This is a genomic window from Pseudomonas sp. R84 (genome assembly GCF_009834515.1).
GTDB lineage: Bacteria > Pseudomonadota > Gammaproteobacteria > Pseudomonadales > Pseudomonadaceae > Aquipseudomonas.
Genome location: NZ_CP019426.1, coordinates 5,239,714 through 5,257,683, shown reverse-complemented (window position 1 = coordinate 5,257,683; position 17,970 = coordinate 5,239,714). Strand labels below are relative to the sequence as shown.

The 17,970-nt window shown below is 56.6% G+C and carries 9 protein-coding genes; 6 read left to right on the top strand and 3 right to left on the bottom strand.

The annotated features are described in order from the left end of the window. Positions 1–130: 130 nt before the first annotated feature. A complete protein-coding gene (locus PspR84_RS23195; RefSeq protein WP_160059278.1) occupies positions 131–3,274 on the bottom strand; it encodes a transglycosylase domain-containing protein in 3,144 nt (1,047 codons plus the stop codon). Positions 3,275–3,565: 291 nt separating this feature from the next. Between PspR84_RS23195 and PspR84_RS23190 the strand changes: the two genes are divergently transcribed. From PspR84_RS23190 to PspR84_RS23175, 4 genes are all read left to right on the top strand, one after another. Further along, positions 3,566–6,691 (top strand): DUF6543 domain-containing protein, encoded by a 3,126-nt coding sequence (locus PspR84_RS23190; protein WP_160059277.1) that lies wholly within the window; start codon positions 3,566–3,568, stop codon positions 6,689–6,691. Between the two features lie 339 nt (positions 6,692–7,030). Next, positions 7,031–8,452 carry an amino acid permease gene (locus PspR84_RS23185; RefSeq protein ID WP_160059276.1) on the top strand — a complete coding sequence of 474 codons (1,422 nt, stop codon included), beginning with the start codon at positions 7,031–7,033 and terminating at the stop codon, positions 8,450–8,452. Between the two features lie 411 nt (positions 8,453–8,863). Then, positions 8,864–12,112: a hypothetical protein gene (locus PspR84_RS23180; RefSeq protein ID WP_160059275.1), complete on the top strand. Its 3,249-nt coding sequence runs from the start codon at positions 8,864–8,866 to the stop codon at positions 12,110–12,112. A gap of 240 nt (positions 12,113–12,352) precedes the next feature. Then, positions 12,353–12,715 carry a polysaccharide synthesis protein GtrA gene (locus PspR84_RS23175; RefSeq protein ID WP_160060134.1) on the top strand — a complete coding sequence of 121 codons (363 nt, stop codon included), beginning with the start codon at positions 12,353–12,355 and terminating at the stop codon, positions 12,713–12,715. Positions 12,716–12,751: 36 nt separating this feature from the next. Here the strand turns inward: PspR84_RS23175 and PspR84_RS23170 are convergent, their stop codons facing one another. Then, a complete protein-coding gene (locus PspR84_RS23170) occupies positions 12,752–14,371 on the bottom strand; it encodes an FMN-binding glutamate synthase family protein (protein WP_160059274.1) in 1,620 nt (539 codons plus the stop codon). 171 nt (positions 14,372–14,542) lie between these two features. Next, on the bottom strand, positions 14,543–15,343 hold the full coding sequence (locus PspR84_RS23165; RefSeq protein WP_038368479.1) for a LuxR C-terminal-related transcriptional regulator: 801 nt from the start codon (positions 15,341–15,343) through the stop codon (positions 14,543–14,545). 125 nt (positions 15,344–15,468) lie between these two features. Between PspR84_RS23165 and PspR84_RS23160 the strand changes: the two genes are divergently transcribed. Both PspR84_RS23160 and PspR84_RS23155 read left to right on the top strand, forming a co-directional pair. Further along, the gene (locus tag PspR84_RS23160) at positions 15,469–16,290 is read left to right on the top strand and encodes a carbon-nitrogen hydrolase family protein (protein WP_160059273.1); all 822 of its coding nucleotides are present in this window, start codon (positions 15,469–15,471) and stop codon (positions 16,288–16,290) included. Between the two features lie 316 nt (positions 16,291–16,606). After that, positions 16,607–17,932, top strand: a complete 1,326-nt coding sequence (locus PspR84_RS23155; protein WP_160059272.1) for an APC family permease — start codon at positions 16,607–16,609, stop codon at positions 17,930–17,932. The last annotated feature ends 38 nt before the right edge of the window (positions 17,933–17,970 follow it).

Below are 17,970 nucleotides of genomic sequence, written 5' to 3'. Positions count from 1 at the left end.
TCAAAGATCGGGAGGCAAACAGCGCTACTGATGGCGAACCCGACGAAAATTCGAATCTGAAAAATACATAAGTACCACCCGCTACAGCGAAAAAACGTCACCCTGATGCAGAAATACCTGACACGAATTGTTACCTCGCTGTAGGGAGTTGCGGTTCAAGCATCGCCACGCTGGCGGTTTGCGTCGGCTTGCATTGCGAGTCGCTGCCCGGTTGCAGATACGGCGTGAGAATCGGTGCCATGCCCTTGAGCACCTGCACGGGCAGGGCCGAGGTGAACTTGAAGTTCTCTGCCGAGCGCCCTGGAACGAACGCGGTGAGGGTGCCGAAATGGTGATCGCCGATGTAGAACACGAAGGTCGCCGTGCGGTTGATCGACTTCGAACTGAGGATGCGTCCGCCCGAACCGATGGCCTCGATGCGGTTGTCACCGGTGCCGGTCTTGCCACCCATGGCCAGTGGGCTGCCATCAGCCAGTTTGAAACTGCCGGAAACACGTTTTGCCGTACCGGCGTCGACCACTTGCGACAACGCTTCGCGCATGGCTGTGGCGACCTCGGATGGCATCACTCGTTTGCCGACGTGCGGGTCGTTGACCAGTTGCGTTTCGTAGGGTGTACCGGCGGCGAAATGCAGGCTGTCGATGCGCAGGGTCGGCATGCGCACGCCATCATTGAGGATGGTCCCGATCAATTCGGCGAGTGCGGCGGGGCGATCGCCGGAGCTGCCAATCGCGGTGGCCAGCGACGGCACCAGATGGTCGAACGGATAACCGACTTTCTGCCAGCGCTGGTGAATATCGAGAAACGCCTCGATCTCGAGCATGGTGCGAATACGGCTGTCGCGGGCGCCCTTGTGCTTGCTTTTGAACAGCCAGCTGTAGACTTCCTGACGTTCGAAATGGCTGGCCTTGACGATCTCGCTGAAGGTCGCGTCCGGGTGGTTCAGCAGATAACCCATCATCCACAGGTCCAGCGGATGCACCTTGGCGATGAAGCCTTGATCGGGCAAATCGTAACTGCCGGGACCGTAGGAGTCGTAGAGGCGGATCAGGCGATCATCGGTGAGTTTTTCGTTGAGCCTGGCGCCTTTCAGGTGGGAACGGACGAACGTGTTGAAGTCTGCCTGACTGGCATCGGGCAGCAGGTAGCGATGCACGGCGGCCATGCGGATCGGCGTCGGGCGCATGCTGTCGAGGAATGTGTCGAGACGCGCCTGAGTGTCTTTGTTTTTGTACTTTTTCCAGAACTTGAGCTGGAACGAGGTGCCTTCGCGGTCGGCGAAACTGGCCAGGTATTCCTGGCGACGCGGGTCACGATCATCCTTGAGTAATTCGGCACTGCTGTTGGGCCCCGAATAAGTGACATAACGCACCACATCGCGCATCAGCCGAATGAACGGCAGGTTGATCGATTCGCGCAGGGCATCGCGCAGGGTCGGCAGGCGGCCGTTGTCTTCCTTGCGAAAGTTGTGGAACGTGTGCAAGCCGCCGCCAGTGAAAAACGCCTCGCCGGGGCTGGCTGAATATTTGCGATCGAGTGCTGCGCCGAGCAGCTTCGACAGGTCGTGATCCTTGTTCTGCATCAGATAATCGATGACCCACTGGCTCAAGCGATCCTGATCGGGAATTTCGACCTTTTTCAGCTCCGGCACGCTCATGGCGCCGTACTTGTCGTGCAGCTCGGCGATGATTTGCAGGTACGTGGTCAGCACACGCATTTTCGCCGTTGAGCCGAGTTCGAGCTTGCTGCCTTCGTTGATGTCGAACGGCTGGTCGGTGCTGTCGGTCTGCACCCGCACGCGGGAACCGTCCGGGGTCAGTTCAAAGAGGGTGAAGCTGTAGCGCACTTGCGTAGTGCTGGTCGGCGTCAACAAGCGTTCGCCGAGCAGGCCGATTTCAGCGGCGTAGGCCGGGTCGGCAAGTTTTTTCAGGTACGCGGTGGCTTGGGTTTGCAGCTCGCCCTGCAGGGTGCTGGTGGCCGAAAGGTCGAGGCGGTCGAGATCGTACAGCGGCCGGTTGAGCATGCTTGCCAGACGACTGCGGGCGGCGCTGATGCCCTTGTTGGTTTCGATCGGTTGCATGGTCGGCTGGGTCTGCCAGTCGCGGTAGCTGACCTTGCTGGCGAGGGCGGCATCGGCCAATGCGCCATCGATCACCGCGTTCTGTTTGAGCAGACGCAAGTGGCTGTCGGTAAGGTCGGCGAGTTCCTCGCGGCCCTTGGTCAGATAATACGAAGGGCGGCGCTGGGCGATCATCAACGAGAGCATCTCGCGCAGAGCCAGGCCTTTGGCAGCCATGGTTTTCGGATCCGTGGCCGGGCTGTTCAACTGTGCGTTGGCCTGGTTGAAGTCACTGCCGTACCAGACGCGCAAACCTTCCGCCATGCCATGCACTTCGCCATGCCCCGGCACCGCCGACAGCGGCACGCTGTTGAGGTAATCGCGCACGATGTTCTGCCGTGCCCCCAAGGTTTGCGGCCCAGGCTGATAGGCGCGCACGCTGGCCGACATCATCTGCCGCAGCTTTTCGGCGCCGGACACCGTCAGACCTTCCGGTGAATGCCGGTACTTTTCCAATTGCGTCGCCAACGTACTGCCGCCCGCCGATTGTCCCGGCAGACGCAGCAATTTGGCGACTTGCGACCACGCCGCCATGCCGAAGCGCGGCCAGTCCACCGCCGGGTTGGCCAGCGGTTGTTTCGGGTCGAGCAGAAAACGGTTTTCGATGAACAACAGGCTGCTGACCACCACCGGCGGAATGGCTGCGAAGTCGGCGTACAGCTGTTGTGGATAGTTGTACTTGTACAGTGGCGCAGCCCGGCAGTCGGTGATCGACAGCCCGGCCTGGATCTTTTCCGAGTAAGGCACGAACAGGCCTTTATCGGTGTAGCTGAGCAATGCCGGAGAAAAACGCGTCTGCTCGGTAACGACATAGTTGCGTTTGAGCAGGCGCGGCAGGAATTCATCGAGGGAGCTGTAACCCAGGCGCAGATCGAACGGCCCGTTGCCCGGATAACGAATCGCTTCGCTGGGTCCGGGTTCGAGATGGTAAGTCAGCGAAGCGGCGTATTGGCTGAGTTCGCGCGACTGAAAGCGCGAGGTGCGCATTTCTTTGGATGCGGCCAGCCCTACCACGATCGCGATAATCACCAGCAACAACCAGAAAGCCTTCCACCCGTGCCGATTGCGGCGGGGTTTTTCAGGGACAGGCGCTTCATCCACACGGTCAGTCGGAACCACGGCTTTACTCGAATCGGTTTGCCACAAAGCGCCCATAGTCGATTGATCCATTCACGCAGATTGATCGGACTTGTCTGAAGCTTAGACGGTGGTTGGGGCTGGTGAAAAAAATGTGCGGCCAGGGAAGCGGCAAGGGGCCCGGCAAGGGGCGTGCGATGCGACGGTGCGGTTTGCAAGGCTGCGCATCCAGAGTTGTAATTGTAACTTTATAGAAGTGCTTATTTGTATGAATGTAAGTTGCTAAAGTCTGGTAGTACTCGAAGGCTTCGCCCGTTGAATGTTTTGAGGTTAACTCCGGCTTCAATATTATTTGTCTAGGGTGAAGTGATGTTTAAATCTCATGGTCAGGTTTTCAGTATTGCAGAGCATGTTGATGTTGTGACGGCGGCAACGCCGTCGCCATTGTTGAATATGTCAAAAGAAAACCTGGAGATGTTAAAAAGTTTTGGCGCCGATGCACCGCAATGGCTGAAGAGTGCGTCGCCGAAACAGCGCGACGATGCTCGACGCCTGATAGAGGAAAGTATAACGGAGCACACCGTGTTGAATAACGCCATGGCCTCCGTGAAAACACCGCATGAATTCGCCGCGCCCAGGCTTGCCAAGGCCATCAAGGACAGGTGCGGCCTGGATCTGGACGTCAATCGGGTGCTGGTCGATTTGTCCGGCAAGAGTGATTTTCACACCTCGCAAGTTCCGCCCGCTTCGCTGCTTGACGCCGCCCTGCATAACCATCCGGCTGAAAAAAAGGCGATGTTGTTTTTCAAGCCGCATTGTTTTACGACAGCCCCAGGAGGGAAGACAGTCGAAGTCGCACTTGAAGTTCATGAGTTCATCGCGTTATGCCGTCAGCTGGATATCGGCAAACAGTATCAGGCCCACTTGCATACTGAACTTCACTGGGAAGATGCCAGTGCTCGGAGCAAGCTGAATAAGCTGTTCGTCAACTACCAGAAAGCGGCGCTGAAGGCGGCGAGTTATATTGCATTATGTAAGGGTGATATTCGCCCGGAACATTTTGAAGCGTTGATGTCGAGTATAGCCGGGAAGGAACCTGTTCACGTCGACGGTAAGACGCTGTGGTATCGCAGCTTGAGTTTCAATGAGTTGCCCGTACACAGCTGTATCATTTTCGAGATCGCCGATCCGGACGATGAAAGCATTCTCGACGACCTGCTGCCGACCGTTGACGGTTTCGCCAAGAACGATTTCATCGCCTACATTCCCGACGACCCTGATCATCCCGTAAAGCATTACGCCACAGTGACGGAACTCAAGGCCCGATTGATCGAACAGTTCGTGCGTCGCGCTGAAAGTGACTCGCCCAGGGCGCCAACGGCCTATCAACAATTCTTCAGCCGTTTCATGCGTTACAAGGACCGTTCGACGTTCTACTACAGCTTTACCGAAGAGGTTCCAACGGCGTCGGGCAAACCACGGCTGTGGGATCACGAAACCCGTCGGCAAAAGCATGATCCCGATTTTCTTCTGCAACTCAGGGTACTGGATCCTTCAGGCGATCCTTGGGCCCAGCACTATGACATCTGGACAACGTTGCAGCGGGAGTTCAACCAGCGGATTTTCCGTGATGCCCGCGATGCCGCTGTGTCCAATGCCGACGCCGATGCACGGGACACGCAATCGTTGCTCGCCCTATCCCTCGAGCTCGGCCTGGCCGCACTCAATGTGCTGTCTTTTGCCGTGCCTCCATTGGGGTTGGTCATGCTCGGGGTGTCGGCCGTGCAGTTGATGGACGAAGTGCTGGAAGGGCTTGAGGAACTCAGCAAGGGCGACAAGGAAGCCGGCTGGGAACACATCACCGACGTGTTGGAAAATATCGGCATTGGTGTGGCGACGCTGCCGTTGCTGGCCGGCGTTCATTCGGAGTTCACGCCGATCGAGATGCCCGGTGGACACAAGCGTTTGTGGAAGCCTGACCTTGCACCTTATCGAAGCGACGTGTCGTTGGTAGATGTGGAGCCTGATGCACAGAATCAGTTTGCGATCGGCGCCAGTCGCTATGTGAAGGTCAAGGACGGCGTCTTCGAGAAAGTCATCGAACCGGCCACCGGGCAATCGAGAATTCTTCACCCGAACAAACCGCAGGCTTACCAGCCGATTGTTGAACAGGACGGGGCTGGCGAATGGCAACATGCGTTGCCGTCTCCTTCGACATCCGTTGAACCGACACCTGCCGGGTTCAGTAACAGGGAGTTTCGTCGCTATGCCGTCAGGCCATCCGAAGTAGCGCGCCTCAGCCCGGCAGGCAAAGGGATCTTGCAAAGCGCTGACGGGCAACGCCGTTATATTCGCAATATAGATGAGAGGGGCAAGGTCGCGGTGTACCGCGTCAAGAATGATTTCACCCTGAACGCGGAAGTGGTCGACGTCATCCTTGTCGATTCCAGTTACGACGAACTGGCGGCTCGCAGGTACCGGCAAGTGGCGCCGGATCAATGGCAACCGCAATCGCTGTTCGGCGGCGATATCACCGATGATCTTCATGACACGGACGACGTCAGCGGACCGCAGCCAGGCCCCTCTGGCAGACCGGTCTGGGCGCGCCCGTCTTTCCACCGCGAGCGTTTGCCCAACGGTCTGTGGGAACCGCGGATCGAAGTGGTCACGCTCAACGATGTTCGCCATCTTTCCTACGATTGGGGACCCTTTGAATATGTCCCTTTCACCGCCAGGCCCACGAATATTCGTGAGGCCCTGGCGGCTCCGCAATTCGATAATCTTTCTATCTGCACTGATCTTTTCAAGCCCCAGTTTTGGTCGGATATCCGCAAGGTAGATCCGCAAATGGCCAATACCGAAGGCGGAGGGCAGATGATTTTTTCCATGCAAAGGATGACAACTTCCGGCGTGATCGAAGGCGAATTCAACGCTATCAGCGTGTGGAGCGATCTTGACAAACTGCCACACCAGACCAACGCGGTATTGGGATATTGGGCTCCTCAGGGAGGCTATGTGGACATTCCCGTTCACCCTGGACTGGGCGAACCCGATCATGTGTTTACGCCTGGGTTCAGCGGCTGTTCTTTTACCGTGGATCAGATGGGGAAAGATGTCCTGCGCGTGAGGCACGTGGAGGCTGGCAAGGAAGCTGCGCAATACAACGATCTGCCTGCGCACGAACATGGTTGGGGGTTGAGTACCGCCATGGAGTTTCCGGATTACGGGTTGCGTAATGATGAAAACGGCAACGCGTACATGATTCTGACGGGGTTTGCTTACATGAAATATGAGCGTTTGACGAAGGAATGGATGCTTCACTACCAAGCCCAGTATGGTGCGCCGACCATTGCCAAATACTCCGTAAAAGATCCTGGTTATTTTGAACCGCCAACCCGTGTGGCCAAAGCTTTTGCTCAGGACAAGATCATCAGAACCGGTTCCAGAGTCGTGAAAACCGTGGTCACCCCGACACAGCAAAGTAACGCGGCTTGAGGGCGGATTCCTGAGGATAAAAACCGCACGTTGAAAAGACGACGCACCAAGGTTGTGCAATACTCGCCGCCGTTTTTAGTGGCGAGTTTTCCTACCTCTGCCAGTTGATCTACTCGACCAGCTCGTGCATTGGCGGCAACTCCCGCTGAATCTTGTGATTTATAGAGTGAAAAGACCTGCACCAAGGTTTTTATACTGCACGCCCCGCTGATCTTTCAGGTTGCCCTGCAAGACGCGTCTGCCCACAAAGCAGGCGCGGTTTCATTTCCAGCCAAGGCTTATCGGCCGACGCTTCGATACTCGGTGGTCATATCCAATAACAAGACGAGGTTGCACCCTATGCCAGTCGGCAATCAACTGCCTCACGGCGACACCGCTCAGGGCGGACCGCTCAAACGTGAACTCGGCGAACGGCATATTCGCCTGATGGCGCTCGGAGCCTGTATCGGCGTCGGTCTGTTTTTAGGTTCGGCCAAGGCCATCGAGATGGCCGGCCCGGCGATCATGCTGTCTTATATTCTCGGTGGGCTGGCAATCCTGGTGATCATGCGTGCCCTCGGCGAAATGGCCGTGCACAACCCGGTCGCTGGCTCGTTCAGCCGCTACGCACAAGACTACCTCGGCCCGTTGGCAGGCTTCCTCACTGGCTGGAACTACTGGTTTCTGTGGCTGGTGACCTGCGTCGCGGAAATCACCGCAGTGGCGGTGTACATGGGCATCTGGTTTCCCGATGTACCGCGCTGGATCTGGGCGTTGGCCGCGCTGATCAGCATGGGGTCGATCAACCTGATCGCGGTGAAGGCCTTCGGTGAATTCGAGTTCTGGTTCGCGCTGATCAAGATCGTCACGATCATCGCCATGGTCATCGGCGGCGTCGGCATTATCGCCTTCGGTTTCGGCAATGACGGTGTGGCACTGGGGATTTCCAACCTCTGGGCGCACGGCGGCTTCATGCCCAACGGCGTGACCGGCGTGCTGATGTCGCTGCAAATGGTCATGTTCGCCTACTTGGGCGTCGAGATGATCGGCCTGACCGCCGGTGAGGCGAAGAACCCGCAGAAGACCATTCCCGATGCAATCGGATCGGTGTTCTGGCGGATTCTGCTGTTCTACGTCGGCGCACTGTTCGTGATTCTGTCGATCTACCCGTGGAACGAAATTGGCACGCAGGGCAGTCCGTTCGTGATGACCTTTGAGCGTCTGGGCATCAAGACCGCCGCCGGCATCATCAACTTCGTGGTGATTACCGCAGCATTGTCGTCGTGCAACGGCGGCATCTTCAGCACCGGGCGCATGCTCTACAGCCTGGCGCAGAACGGCCAGGCGCCGGCCGGTTTTGCCAAGACCTCGAATAATGGTGTGCCACGTCGTGCGCTGTTGCTGTCGATCGGGGTGTTGCTCTTGGGCGTAATGCTCAACTATCTGGTGCCGGAAAAAGTCTTTGTCTGGGTGACCTCGATTGCCACCTTCGGCGCGATCTGGACCTGGGTGATGATCCTGCTGGCCCAGCTGAAATTCCGCAAAGGCCTGAGCGCCAGCGAACGTGCCGGCCTCAAGTACAAGATGTGGCTGTACCCGGTCAGTTCGTACTTTGCCTTGGCGTTTCTGGTGCTGGTGGTCGGCCTGATGGCGTACTTCCCCGACACCCGCGTGGCGCTGTATGTGGGACCTGCGTTCCTGGTGCTGCTGACCGTTTTGTTCTACGTGTTCAAGTTGCAGCCGAGAAGTGCATCGTCCGTGGCAGTGCGTTCGGTCTCGTAATTGCCGAAACGCGACGGGTCAAAGTAAAAGATCGCTTCCAGTAACAGTATCTACATGGTTTTAATTGTGTAGGTCTTGTTGCGGGATGTGATCTTTTTCTGTTTTAACAGTGTTGCGTGTTTTCTCTCCCGTATTTTTTCAATGCATATGTTCGGATGTATAGTGTAATAAAGCTCGATGACTATTGCTCTGAGTGTAATGAATAGTGGACTGGTCAAGGTTTGTTAGAGTCGGCTATGGCATGCTGTGCGCGGCTACTAATATGTAATCGGTAACAAGTTGGTGTGTTGTGTATTTAATTGTCGTATATGCAGCTTGTTACTTCTGTAGTTTGTAATGGTTTCTGGCTTTGTGTTTTGGCGTTTTTCATTATTTACTTTTCATTCAATTTAATCCGTCAAGGAAGATCGAATGTACGAATATAATGAGTCCGTTATTGATACAGCTTCGTCCGCTGTCGATAATCAGTCTGAAGTAATTACAACCTACCTGGAAGTTGAAAAAATCTTGCCGCACAAGTTTGGCGATTTTGGTGGAGCAATGTCTTGGCCAATTCCATTGACGACTGCTGAACAAAAAGAAGTCTTGCAAGTCACCAGCCTGTATCTGGACAGCCTCGATCACATTTCGACACCCGGGGCAGGAGTGCTGGATTATTTGAACAGTGAAAATCCTCTTTCAGATACGGCACTCCGGGATCCGTCCTCGGCATTGGCAACACTGATTACCGGTTCCCGTGGGCAAGCGCTGGGGCAAGCGATACAAACCCGTCTGAACGCAATAGCTACGGATGTCAGCATCAGTGAATACACCATGGCCGGCATTCATTTGAGCCTGCATCAGGGTGAGATTGATCGTCCGACGCGCACCACCACTGCGGGTTTTGATCTGCTGGATGAAAAGCTCTGGGGCAAACCTGCTTCGGCGGTATTCGATCGTCTTGTTGATTACTTGACCAACGCAGGCTTGAGCAGCTCCAGGTTGGCCGGATTGGCCGCCAACTTGTTACTCGCGCGCAAGGCGCCCGAATGCCTTATCGAGAAGCTGCCCGACAGTTTGAAATACGGCAGCGCGGCATGGGTCAACCTGACTGTTGCAGCGCGGACGATTGAAGTTCACACGCCCGGCAAAGTCCCGCAAATGACATTTGCCCAAGTCATGGCCAGCGCGGACAGCGCTGCAATGATCGACCCACAAGTCGCTCCGCCGGTCCATGCCGCCGCTTTGGCGGACTGGGGTGTGATCAAGGGTGTGATCAAAAAAAACCACGAGGAGCATTACACTCTCGACGAACTGGACAAAGTCAAAACGCAGTTCAATCAGCAACTGACCGACCGCCTCAATATTTCGATCCTGTTGAACAGCGAACTCCCAAACCGCAAAGCAATCGCGCTGACCAGGCTCAAGGCGACGTTCAAGGGTGACGTCCCTTTTGAAGAGCGGCTTCTGGAGCAGCCAGCGGCAGATCCGAGCGGTTTGTACCCGACGCTCAATGGCAGATATTCCCTGCTGGACATCGTGATGATGGGAGGACCTCCTTACTACCGATGGACTACTCGTGATCCACGCTTGCGTCCGCTTCTTGACGAAATCAACACGCCCCTCGAACTGGGCGTAAAAGATATCTTTCAAACGCAGTTCGACAGTGCACTCCGCAACATCAAGGAAGGCGCTCGCCTGAGCGTAAAACATCTGGTAGCCGAGTTACCGCTGAAGGACAGAAAAAGTCTCGAATATGGCAATGTCTCGTTCTATCAGCATAAGACTTATAGGCTCAATCTGGATTTCTTTGGCAAAAAACTGGAATCCACACGTAGCGCCCTGACAATGAAAGTCGAGTGGGACGGTGACACAAAACTCTATGAAATTGATTTGAAGCGCAGCGTTATCGAGAGCAAACCTTATGACCCGGCGGAGCCCGTAAAGCGCGTCAATCCCTTGGTCCCGAGCCTCATATACACGATCGAACCCATGGATCTGACTGACAAATCGAAAGCCGGGAAGCTGTCTCCACAACCCGTCAATGATTCGTTACCGCTCAACAGTTATTCCAGCGAGAGAACCGAACTGATCGCCCAGGCCTTCGTTCAACATCTGGACCTGGATAACGAGGACATTCTGCAGGCAGCCAAAGGCCAGACGACTCAAGAGCGGGAAGACGCGGTCACGCAGAAGGTAATCGATTTCGTGGTTGACTTGGTTCCCTTCAAGTCAGCCATTACCAACTTTATAAAAGGAAACTATTTCGACGGTGCGGTGGATCTGTTCTTCGATGCCTTGGGATTCATTACCGCCGGAGCGTCGACCGCAGCCAAACTGACTCAGGTCGTGGGCAGGACCGCTTCGGCAATCAGCCGGGGACTCCGGGCCGCGAGGATAATCGGAGCATTCGTCATTGGCGAACTCAATCCGTTCAGTGGTTTGCCCGCTCTGGCGGTGGCAGGAAGTAAGCTGTTAGGAAAAGGGCTCGGCTTGGTAGGTGCCTTCGCCGTACGACAACTCGACAAATTGCGCAATGCGCCGGATGGCTTCAAGTTTCTCCACGCAGTGGGCCAACAGCATGGGCCTACCCTGATAGGTACCTTCAAGGTAGGTGAACAAACTATCGACAGTGTGGGCGTGCTGAAAAATGACAATTGGTATCAGTACAACATTGATACCAGTCAACTTTATGGCCCTCCGAGAGAGTTCACGGCGCGTGGGGTCAGTTGGGGAGGGACGCTGGGCAGTGAGGCCAACTCCCGTGTCTACGTTGGCTTTTATCACAACATTGAATTTGCGAAAAACCCGAGAAATATTGCTGATTTCAATCATGGCTACCTCGAAGGTCGGTTATTGGATATCAGTGGCTATCGACCGAGAATGAAGTTTGATGACCTGATTGATCTGGCATCGGAACCCGGGCTCACGCCAACAGAGATAGGCGCTCTGACAAAAGAACTGAAAACAAGAATGATTCAGGACGCCAAGTATTCTTCCGCGCTGCTTGTTCAGGATTTGAAGGGCGTAAATGTCAAAGTCACTGCCTATTCGCAAGGGCATTATCTGGCGCACGTCAATATGGTTTCCAAAGGTCAGTGCGCAGGGCTTTCAAACGCGATGGCACTGGCCATTCTCAAAGGCAATGAAGACAAGCTGATGGAGAACCTGTCCAAGGCGGCCAAGATGCCCTACAGTCCTGACGCCACAAAATTTATCTCCAACCTGGAGCAGTTCCACAATACGGTGAATAACAAATACACCTTTCATATGGGCGCACCCCGCACAAAAATGGATGCTGACGATATTATCGAAGCACTGGAAACTTCTCCGAATTCGAAAATTCTACGACTGACCAGTAAAGACCATGCAATGCTTGCAGCAATAAGAGTCAGGAACGGTAAACCCGAGTGGCTTTTTTACGAACCCAATTCCGGATTAGTGAAGTTTGCCACTCCAGAAGCCATGAAGGAGGGTTTGCATAAAGCATTGGAAAGCGGAGCGTTGAGCGTTACGTTCAATACCTATGGGAGCAAGCGTGCTGGTCGTGATTTCAATGTCAGCGAGTTTCATCCCGCCGACATCGACAATGGTTTCATCAGTCGCAACCATGTTGAAGATCTCTCATCCTTCGAGTTGCCTGATCCTGACGTACTGATTGCGGTTAACGTCGTCGCCTGAAACATTAGTTGCAACCGGGCAATGCAATGCAAAGTGCGAGCGTTTGGCGTTGCAGGTCGGAAAACCCGATAGCAAAAAAGATCGCAGCCTCGGGCAGCGCTTCAACGTCTTTGTGGGCTTGGTGAAGTGCTGACCGTTGGTCGCAATCAGCCCTGTACCTGTAATTTCTGACAGTAGACCACCAGCGTGTAATGACCTAGGTTGGCTGTTCGCCAAAAACGGCTTTGGCAAGGAACCGAGATGAAAGGATTCTCTGCATTGACTGTGATCGGCCTCGCCGATGGACTGATTCACTGGCAGATATTTTTTGTCCTGTTCACCGCCGCGGGGCTGACGCAGGCTGCCAGTAATTTCACCGCGTTTTGCGTGGCCGCGGCGTTCTCGTTTTACGTGAATGTGCTGTATACCTTCGAGCGCAATACGTCGCTGCTCCGCTACCTGTTGTTTATCGGCGGCATGGGCGGAGTGAGTTTTGCCATCGGCGCTATTGCCGATGCGCAGCATTGGCATGGATTGGCCACAGTGGTGTCTTTCACACTGTTCAATCTGTCGTCGGGTTACCTTTTTTTCCGGTTTGTCTTGTTGCGCCAAAATCAGCAGTAACGCGCCGGTCCGTTGCGCAGACCGGCGCATTGGCCGTTACGCGGCCGCGACTTCCTGCGGCTCAAAACTGTCCGCCCGCGCCATCTGCCACATCCGCGAATAGAACTCGCCGTTGACTTCCCCGGTGAGCAATTCCCCCGGTTTCAGGAACACGTGCAACTGCGAAAACAGTTTGATCTCGGTCGCCGACATGCGCCGTACCAGATGCTTGGCCGACAGTTGTGATGGATGTTCAAGCCCGGCCGCTGCGAGCATTTCCGCCAGAGCCTTCAAGGTATTGCGGTGGAAGCTGAAGACGCGCTGCGCCTTGTCCGGCACCACCAGCGCGCGTTGACGCAGAGCATCCTGAGTGGCCACGCCGGTCGGGCATTTGTTGGTGTGGCAGCTTTGCGACTGGATGCAGCCGATGGCAAACATGAAGCCGCGTGCGGAGTTGGCCCAGTCGGCGCCGATGGCCAGCACGCTGGCGATGTCGAAGGCGCTGACGATCTTGCCGCTGGCGCCGAGTTTGATCTTGTCGCGCAGGTTCAGGCCGACCAGGGTGTTGTGGACAAACAGCAGGCCTTCGCGCATCGGCACGCCGATGTGGTCGGTGAATTCGACCGGGGCGGCGCCGGTGCCACCTTCCTTGCCGTCGACAACGATGAAGTCCGGGAGGATGCCGGTTTCCAGCATGGCTTTGGCGATGCCCATGAATTCCCACGGATGGCCAAGGCAGAACTTGAAACCCACCGGTTTGCCGCCGGACAGCTCACGCAATTGCTGAATGAACTGCATCATTTCCAGCGGTGTGGAAAACGCGCTATGGCGCGACGGCGAGACGCAGTCTTCGCCCATCAGGATCCCACGGGTTTCGGCGATTTCCTTGGTGACTTTGTGCTTGGGCAGGATGCCGCCGTGGCCGGGTTTGGCGCCCTGGCTCATCTTGATTTCAATCATCCGCACCTGCGGATTCTGCGCCTGGGTAGCGAAGCGTTCCGGGTCGAAACGGCCGTCGCTGGTGCGGCAACCGAAGTAGCCGCTACCCAGTTCCCAGGTCAGGTCACCGCCATGTTCGCGGTGATACGGGCTGATGCTGCCTTCACCGGTGTCGTGGGCAAAGTTGCCGAGTTTCGCGCCCTGGTTCAACGCGCGAATGGCATTGGCGCTGAGCGAACCGAAGCTCATCGCCGAGATGTTGAACACCGACGCCGAGTAGGGCTGGCTGCACTGCGGGCCGCCGACGGTGACGCGGAAACTGCTCGGGTCGCTCAGCGGTGCCGGACGCATCGAGTGGCCGATGAACTCAAAACCCGATTGATAGACATCGATCAGCGTGCCGAACGGTTTGTCGGCGGTTTCGTTTTTCGCTCGCGAATAGACCAGCGAACGTTGCGCGCGAGAGAAGGGCAGGGCGTCGCTGTCGGACTCCAGCAGGTACTGACGGATCTCCGGACGGATGCCTTCGACCAGATAGCGGATGTTGCCGAGGATCGGGTAGTTGCGGCGCACCGCGTGCGGGCTTTGCAGCAGGTCGAACAGACCGAGCAGGCTCAACACACCGGTGACGGCGGTGATCGGCCACAGCCAGTCATGTTCGAGAAAGGGCAGGCTGGCGAGGGTAAATATCACGCAGACGGCAAAGAAGGCGTAGCGGCTCAGGAGTGACAGGCTCATACGGTTTCCTTGGTTCGGACTCGGAATAATCAGCGAAGATTCAGGGATAAACACATTCCCCTGTAGGAGTGAGCCTGCTCGCGATAGCGGTATATCAGCTACAAATGATTTGACTGACCCGACGCCATCGCGAGCAGGCTCACTCCTACATGAGGCAACTTCACCAAACGATCAGGCGTTTTGCGCCTGAAGAAAAATCGAAAACAGCTCGGACTGGGATTTGATCCCCAGCTTGCTGTACATGTGTTTCTTATGGACTTTCACGGTTTCTACGGAGATTTCCAGCTTACGGGCGATTTCTTTACTGGAGCAACCGCTGAGCATCAAACGCCCTACATCCAGCTCGCGGGCGGTCAGTTGCGCACCTTTGAGTTGTTGCACCGACGCCTCCAGTTGCACCCGCCAGTCTGCCCGGACAGGGGCGGCGGCGAGGGCCACGGTTTCGTTGATCTCATAGGGTAGTCGTTGGCGCAGCAGGCCCAGCACCCAAGGCTGGATCAATGACAGCAAGGCGATGTGTTCGCCAGTGAAACGTTTTTCACTGCCTAGCGACAGACACAGCGTGCGATCACCTTCGAGCTGACAATTGAACTGGATTTCGTCGGCCACGACATTCAGACGAAAGTATCGCTGGTAATACTCGGTCAGTTCGAAATGCTCCGGCGCCACCTCGGACAAGCGATACAGACCGGTGCGCGTTTGCTCGCGACAGGCGATGTAGAACGGGTCGAGCAGGTACAGGCCGCGCAGATAATCCTGAAACAACGGGTCAGGGCTGCCGTCTGCGCCCGGGCATTCGGCGAAGACCTGCGGGTGTTGATCGGCGCTGAACAGCAGCACCACCCAGCTATCGAACGGCACGTACTGATCGAGCAGTCGCACCAGTTGCGCCCAGAAGTTCGGCTTGTCCAGCGCGTCGATCAATTGCCCGACGGCGCGGTGCCAGGTGATGTCGTCAAACGAAAGTGTCATCGATCTACCCCTATCGGGTTACCCCGGCCGCGTAATTCCCTGGCCGCTCGCTTGCTGCGCATACTGGCCCACAGACAGCCACCGGGCAATCTTTCAGCGCCCGACGCTCATAACAAGGAACTCCCATGAAAGTCGAACTCGCCCAACTGGCGGGCCGTGACAATGCCACGGCATATAACCTCGAACGCGCACTGGCAGCGATCGCCGCGTGCGCTGCCGACACGCAATTGATCGTGTTCCCGGAAACCCACCTGATGGGCTTCCCGACGGCCGAGACCGTGGCGCAAACCGCCGAATCCGTCGACGGCCCGACTGTCAGCGCCGTGTTGGCCGCAGCGCGCAAACGCAATATCGCTGTGGTGATCGGCATGGCCGAGAACGACCACGGTCGCTTCTACAACACCACGCTGCTGATTACTCCTGAAGGCATCGCCCTGAAATACCGCAAGACGCATTTGTGGGCGTCGGATCGCGGCGTGTTCGAGGCCGGCGACCGCTACGTCACCTGCGAGTGGAACGGTGTGCGCGTTGGCCTGCTGATCTGCTACGACATCGAGTTTCCGGAGTCGGCCCGTGCCCTCGCGCAACTCGGTGCCGAGTTGCTGATCGTGACCAACGGCAACATGGACCCGTACGCGCCGACTCACCGCACCGCGATCATGGCCCGTGCCCAGGAGAATCAGGCCTTTGCGTTGATGGTCAATCGCGTGGAGGCGGGGGATGACGGTTTGATGTTTGCCGGCGGCAGTGCGCTGGTCGATCCGCTGGGCGCGCTGTTGTTCGAGGCCGGACGGGAAGAAGGGACGTTCTGCGTTGAGCTGGATTTCGCGCGGTTAGAGATTGCGCGCAGGGATTACCGCTATCTGGATGATCAGCGCTTGAAGTTGCCGGGGGAAGTGGTGGAGCACGGCGATGGTGTTCGCGAGTTGCTGATTCCACGCCGTTGACCGATGCCCTCACCCTAGCCCTCTCCCGGGGGGAGAGGGGACTGACCGAGTTGATTGTTCGAGGTACGCCGACCTGACGGATCCAGTCGCACTCAGGGTTTGAAACTGCGAGTTCAAGTCCTACTCAGGAGTTGAAACCCATGGATATCGGCTCCCTTCCCCCACTACCCCCTGGGGGAGAGGGCTGGGGTGAGGGGGAAAAGATTTCAAGCCGAACAAAAAACTCAAACAACACCAGAACAACAAAGCCACACCCGAAAATATTCGCCGAACTCGGCTCTGCCATAAATCCAATAAAATTCGGAGTAAGTCGCCCATGGCTCGTTTGCAACGCACCCTTTCATTAGGGTCGGTGGTGCTGTTCGGCATCGCCTACATGACGCCGATCATTGTCCTCGGCACCTTCGGCATCCTCGCCCAATCGACCGCCGGCATGGTGCCCGCCGCGTATCTGGCGGCACTGATCGCGATGTTCTTCACCGCCATGAGCTACGGCCGCATGGCTGCCGCATTCCCGGTCGCCGGTTCCGCTTACAGCTACGTACGCAAGGCGATCAGCCCGAAACTCGGCTTTATCGCCGGTTGGGCAGTCTTGCTCGATTACCTGTTTCTGCCGATGGCGATCTGGCTGATCGGCGCGGCGTATCTGGCCTCGGCATTCCCGTCGATCCCGCAATGGATCTGGGTGCTGGCGTTCATCGGCATCACCAGCGCAATCAACATCATTGGCCTGAAACTGGCCAACGGCATCAATGCCTTGTTGATGCTGGTGCAATTCCTCGTGCTGATCGCTTTCGTCGCGCTGTGCGTGCACTACATCGGGGGCGATGCGAGCACGCCATTGTGGTCGATCAAACCGTTCTTCAGCGGCGACATGCACATGCCGCTGATCATGAGCGGCGCGGCGATTGCCTGCTATTCGTTCCTCGGTTTCGATGCGGTCAGTACCTTGACCGAAGAAACCCGCGACCCACGCCGCACCATCCCGCGGGCGATCATGTTGATCACCTTGATCGGCGGGCTGATCTTCGTCGGCGTTTCGTACTTTGTGCAGATAGCGCACCCGTCGTTCCAGTTCGACAGCGTCGATTCGGCGGCCTATGAAATTGCCCGCAACATCGGTGGCGACCTGTTTGTGTCGATCTTCCTGATTGGTCTGATTGTCGGCCAGTTCGCTTCAGGGCTGTCGGCACAGGCCAGCGGTTCGCGACTGTTGTTCGCCATGGGCCGTGACGGCGTTCTGCCGAAGTCGTTCTTCGGCACCTTGCACACGCGCTTCGGCACGCCGGTCAACAGCATCCTGCTCTGCGCCGTGGTGGCGTTGCTGGCGCTGAAACTTGACGTGACCACTTCGACCTCCTTCATCAACTTCGGCGCGTTCCTGGCTTTCAGCCTGGTCAACCTGTCGGTGATTTTCCATTACTGGATCGGCGGCGAGAAAAAAGGCCTGCGTGAGCTGGTGCTGTTTTTGCTCTTCCCGTTCATTGGTCTGGTCGCGGATCTGTGGCTGATGGTCAGCCTCGATCATCTGGCGGTGTATCTAGGCCTGAGCTGGCTGGTGATCGGCGTGGTGTATCTGGCGGTGCTCACTGGTGGTTTCCGCCGGCAGCCGCCGGAGATGGATTTCCAGGAAGCGAGCTGAACCTTGCGGCTTGGCATACCGTTGACCGACATGTGATC

Bases quoted from the DNA above. Each gene is read 5' to 3' on its own strand.
- PspR84_RS23195 (WP_160059278.1), bottom strand. From the start codon at position 3,274: ATGGGCGCTTTGTGGCAAACCGATTCGAGTAAAGCCGTGGTTCCGACT.
- PspR84_RS23165 (WP_038368479.1), bottom strand. From the start codon at position 15,343: ATGACACTTTCGTTTGACGACATCACCTGGCACCGCGCCGTCGGGCAA.
- PspR84_RS23170 (WP_160059274.1), bottom strand. From the start codon at position 14,371: ATGAGCCTGTCACTCCTGAGCCGCTACGCCTTCTTTGCCGTCTGCGTG.
- PspR84_RS23155 (WP_160059272.1), top strand. From the start codon at position 16,607: ATGGCTCGTTTGCAACGCACCCTTTCATTAGGGTCGGTGGTGCTGTTC.
- PspR84_RS23185 (WP_160059276.1), top strand. From the start codon at position 7,031: ATGCCAGTCGGCAATCAACTGCCTCACGGCGACACCGCTCAGGGCGGA.
- PspR84_RS23180 (WP_160059275.1), top strand. From the start codon at position 8,864: ATGTACGAATATAATGAGTCCGTTATTGATACAGCTTCGTCCGCTGTC.
- PspR84_RS23160 (WP_160059273.1), top strand. From the start codon at position 15,469: ATGAAAGTCGAACTCGCCCAACTGGCGGGCCGTGACAATGCCACGGCA.
- PspR84_RS23190 (WP_160059277.1), top strand. From the start codon at position 3,566: ATGTTTAAATCTCATGGTCAGGTTTTCAGTATTGCAGAGCATGTTGAT.
- PspR84_RS23175 (WP_160060134.1), top strand. From the start codon at position 12,353: ATGAAAGGATTCTCTGCATTGACTGTGATCGGCCTCGCCGATGGACTG.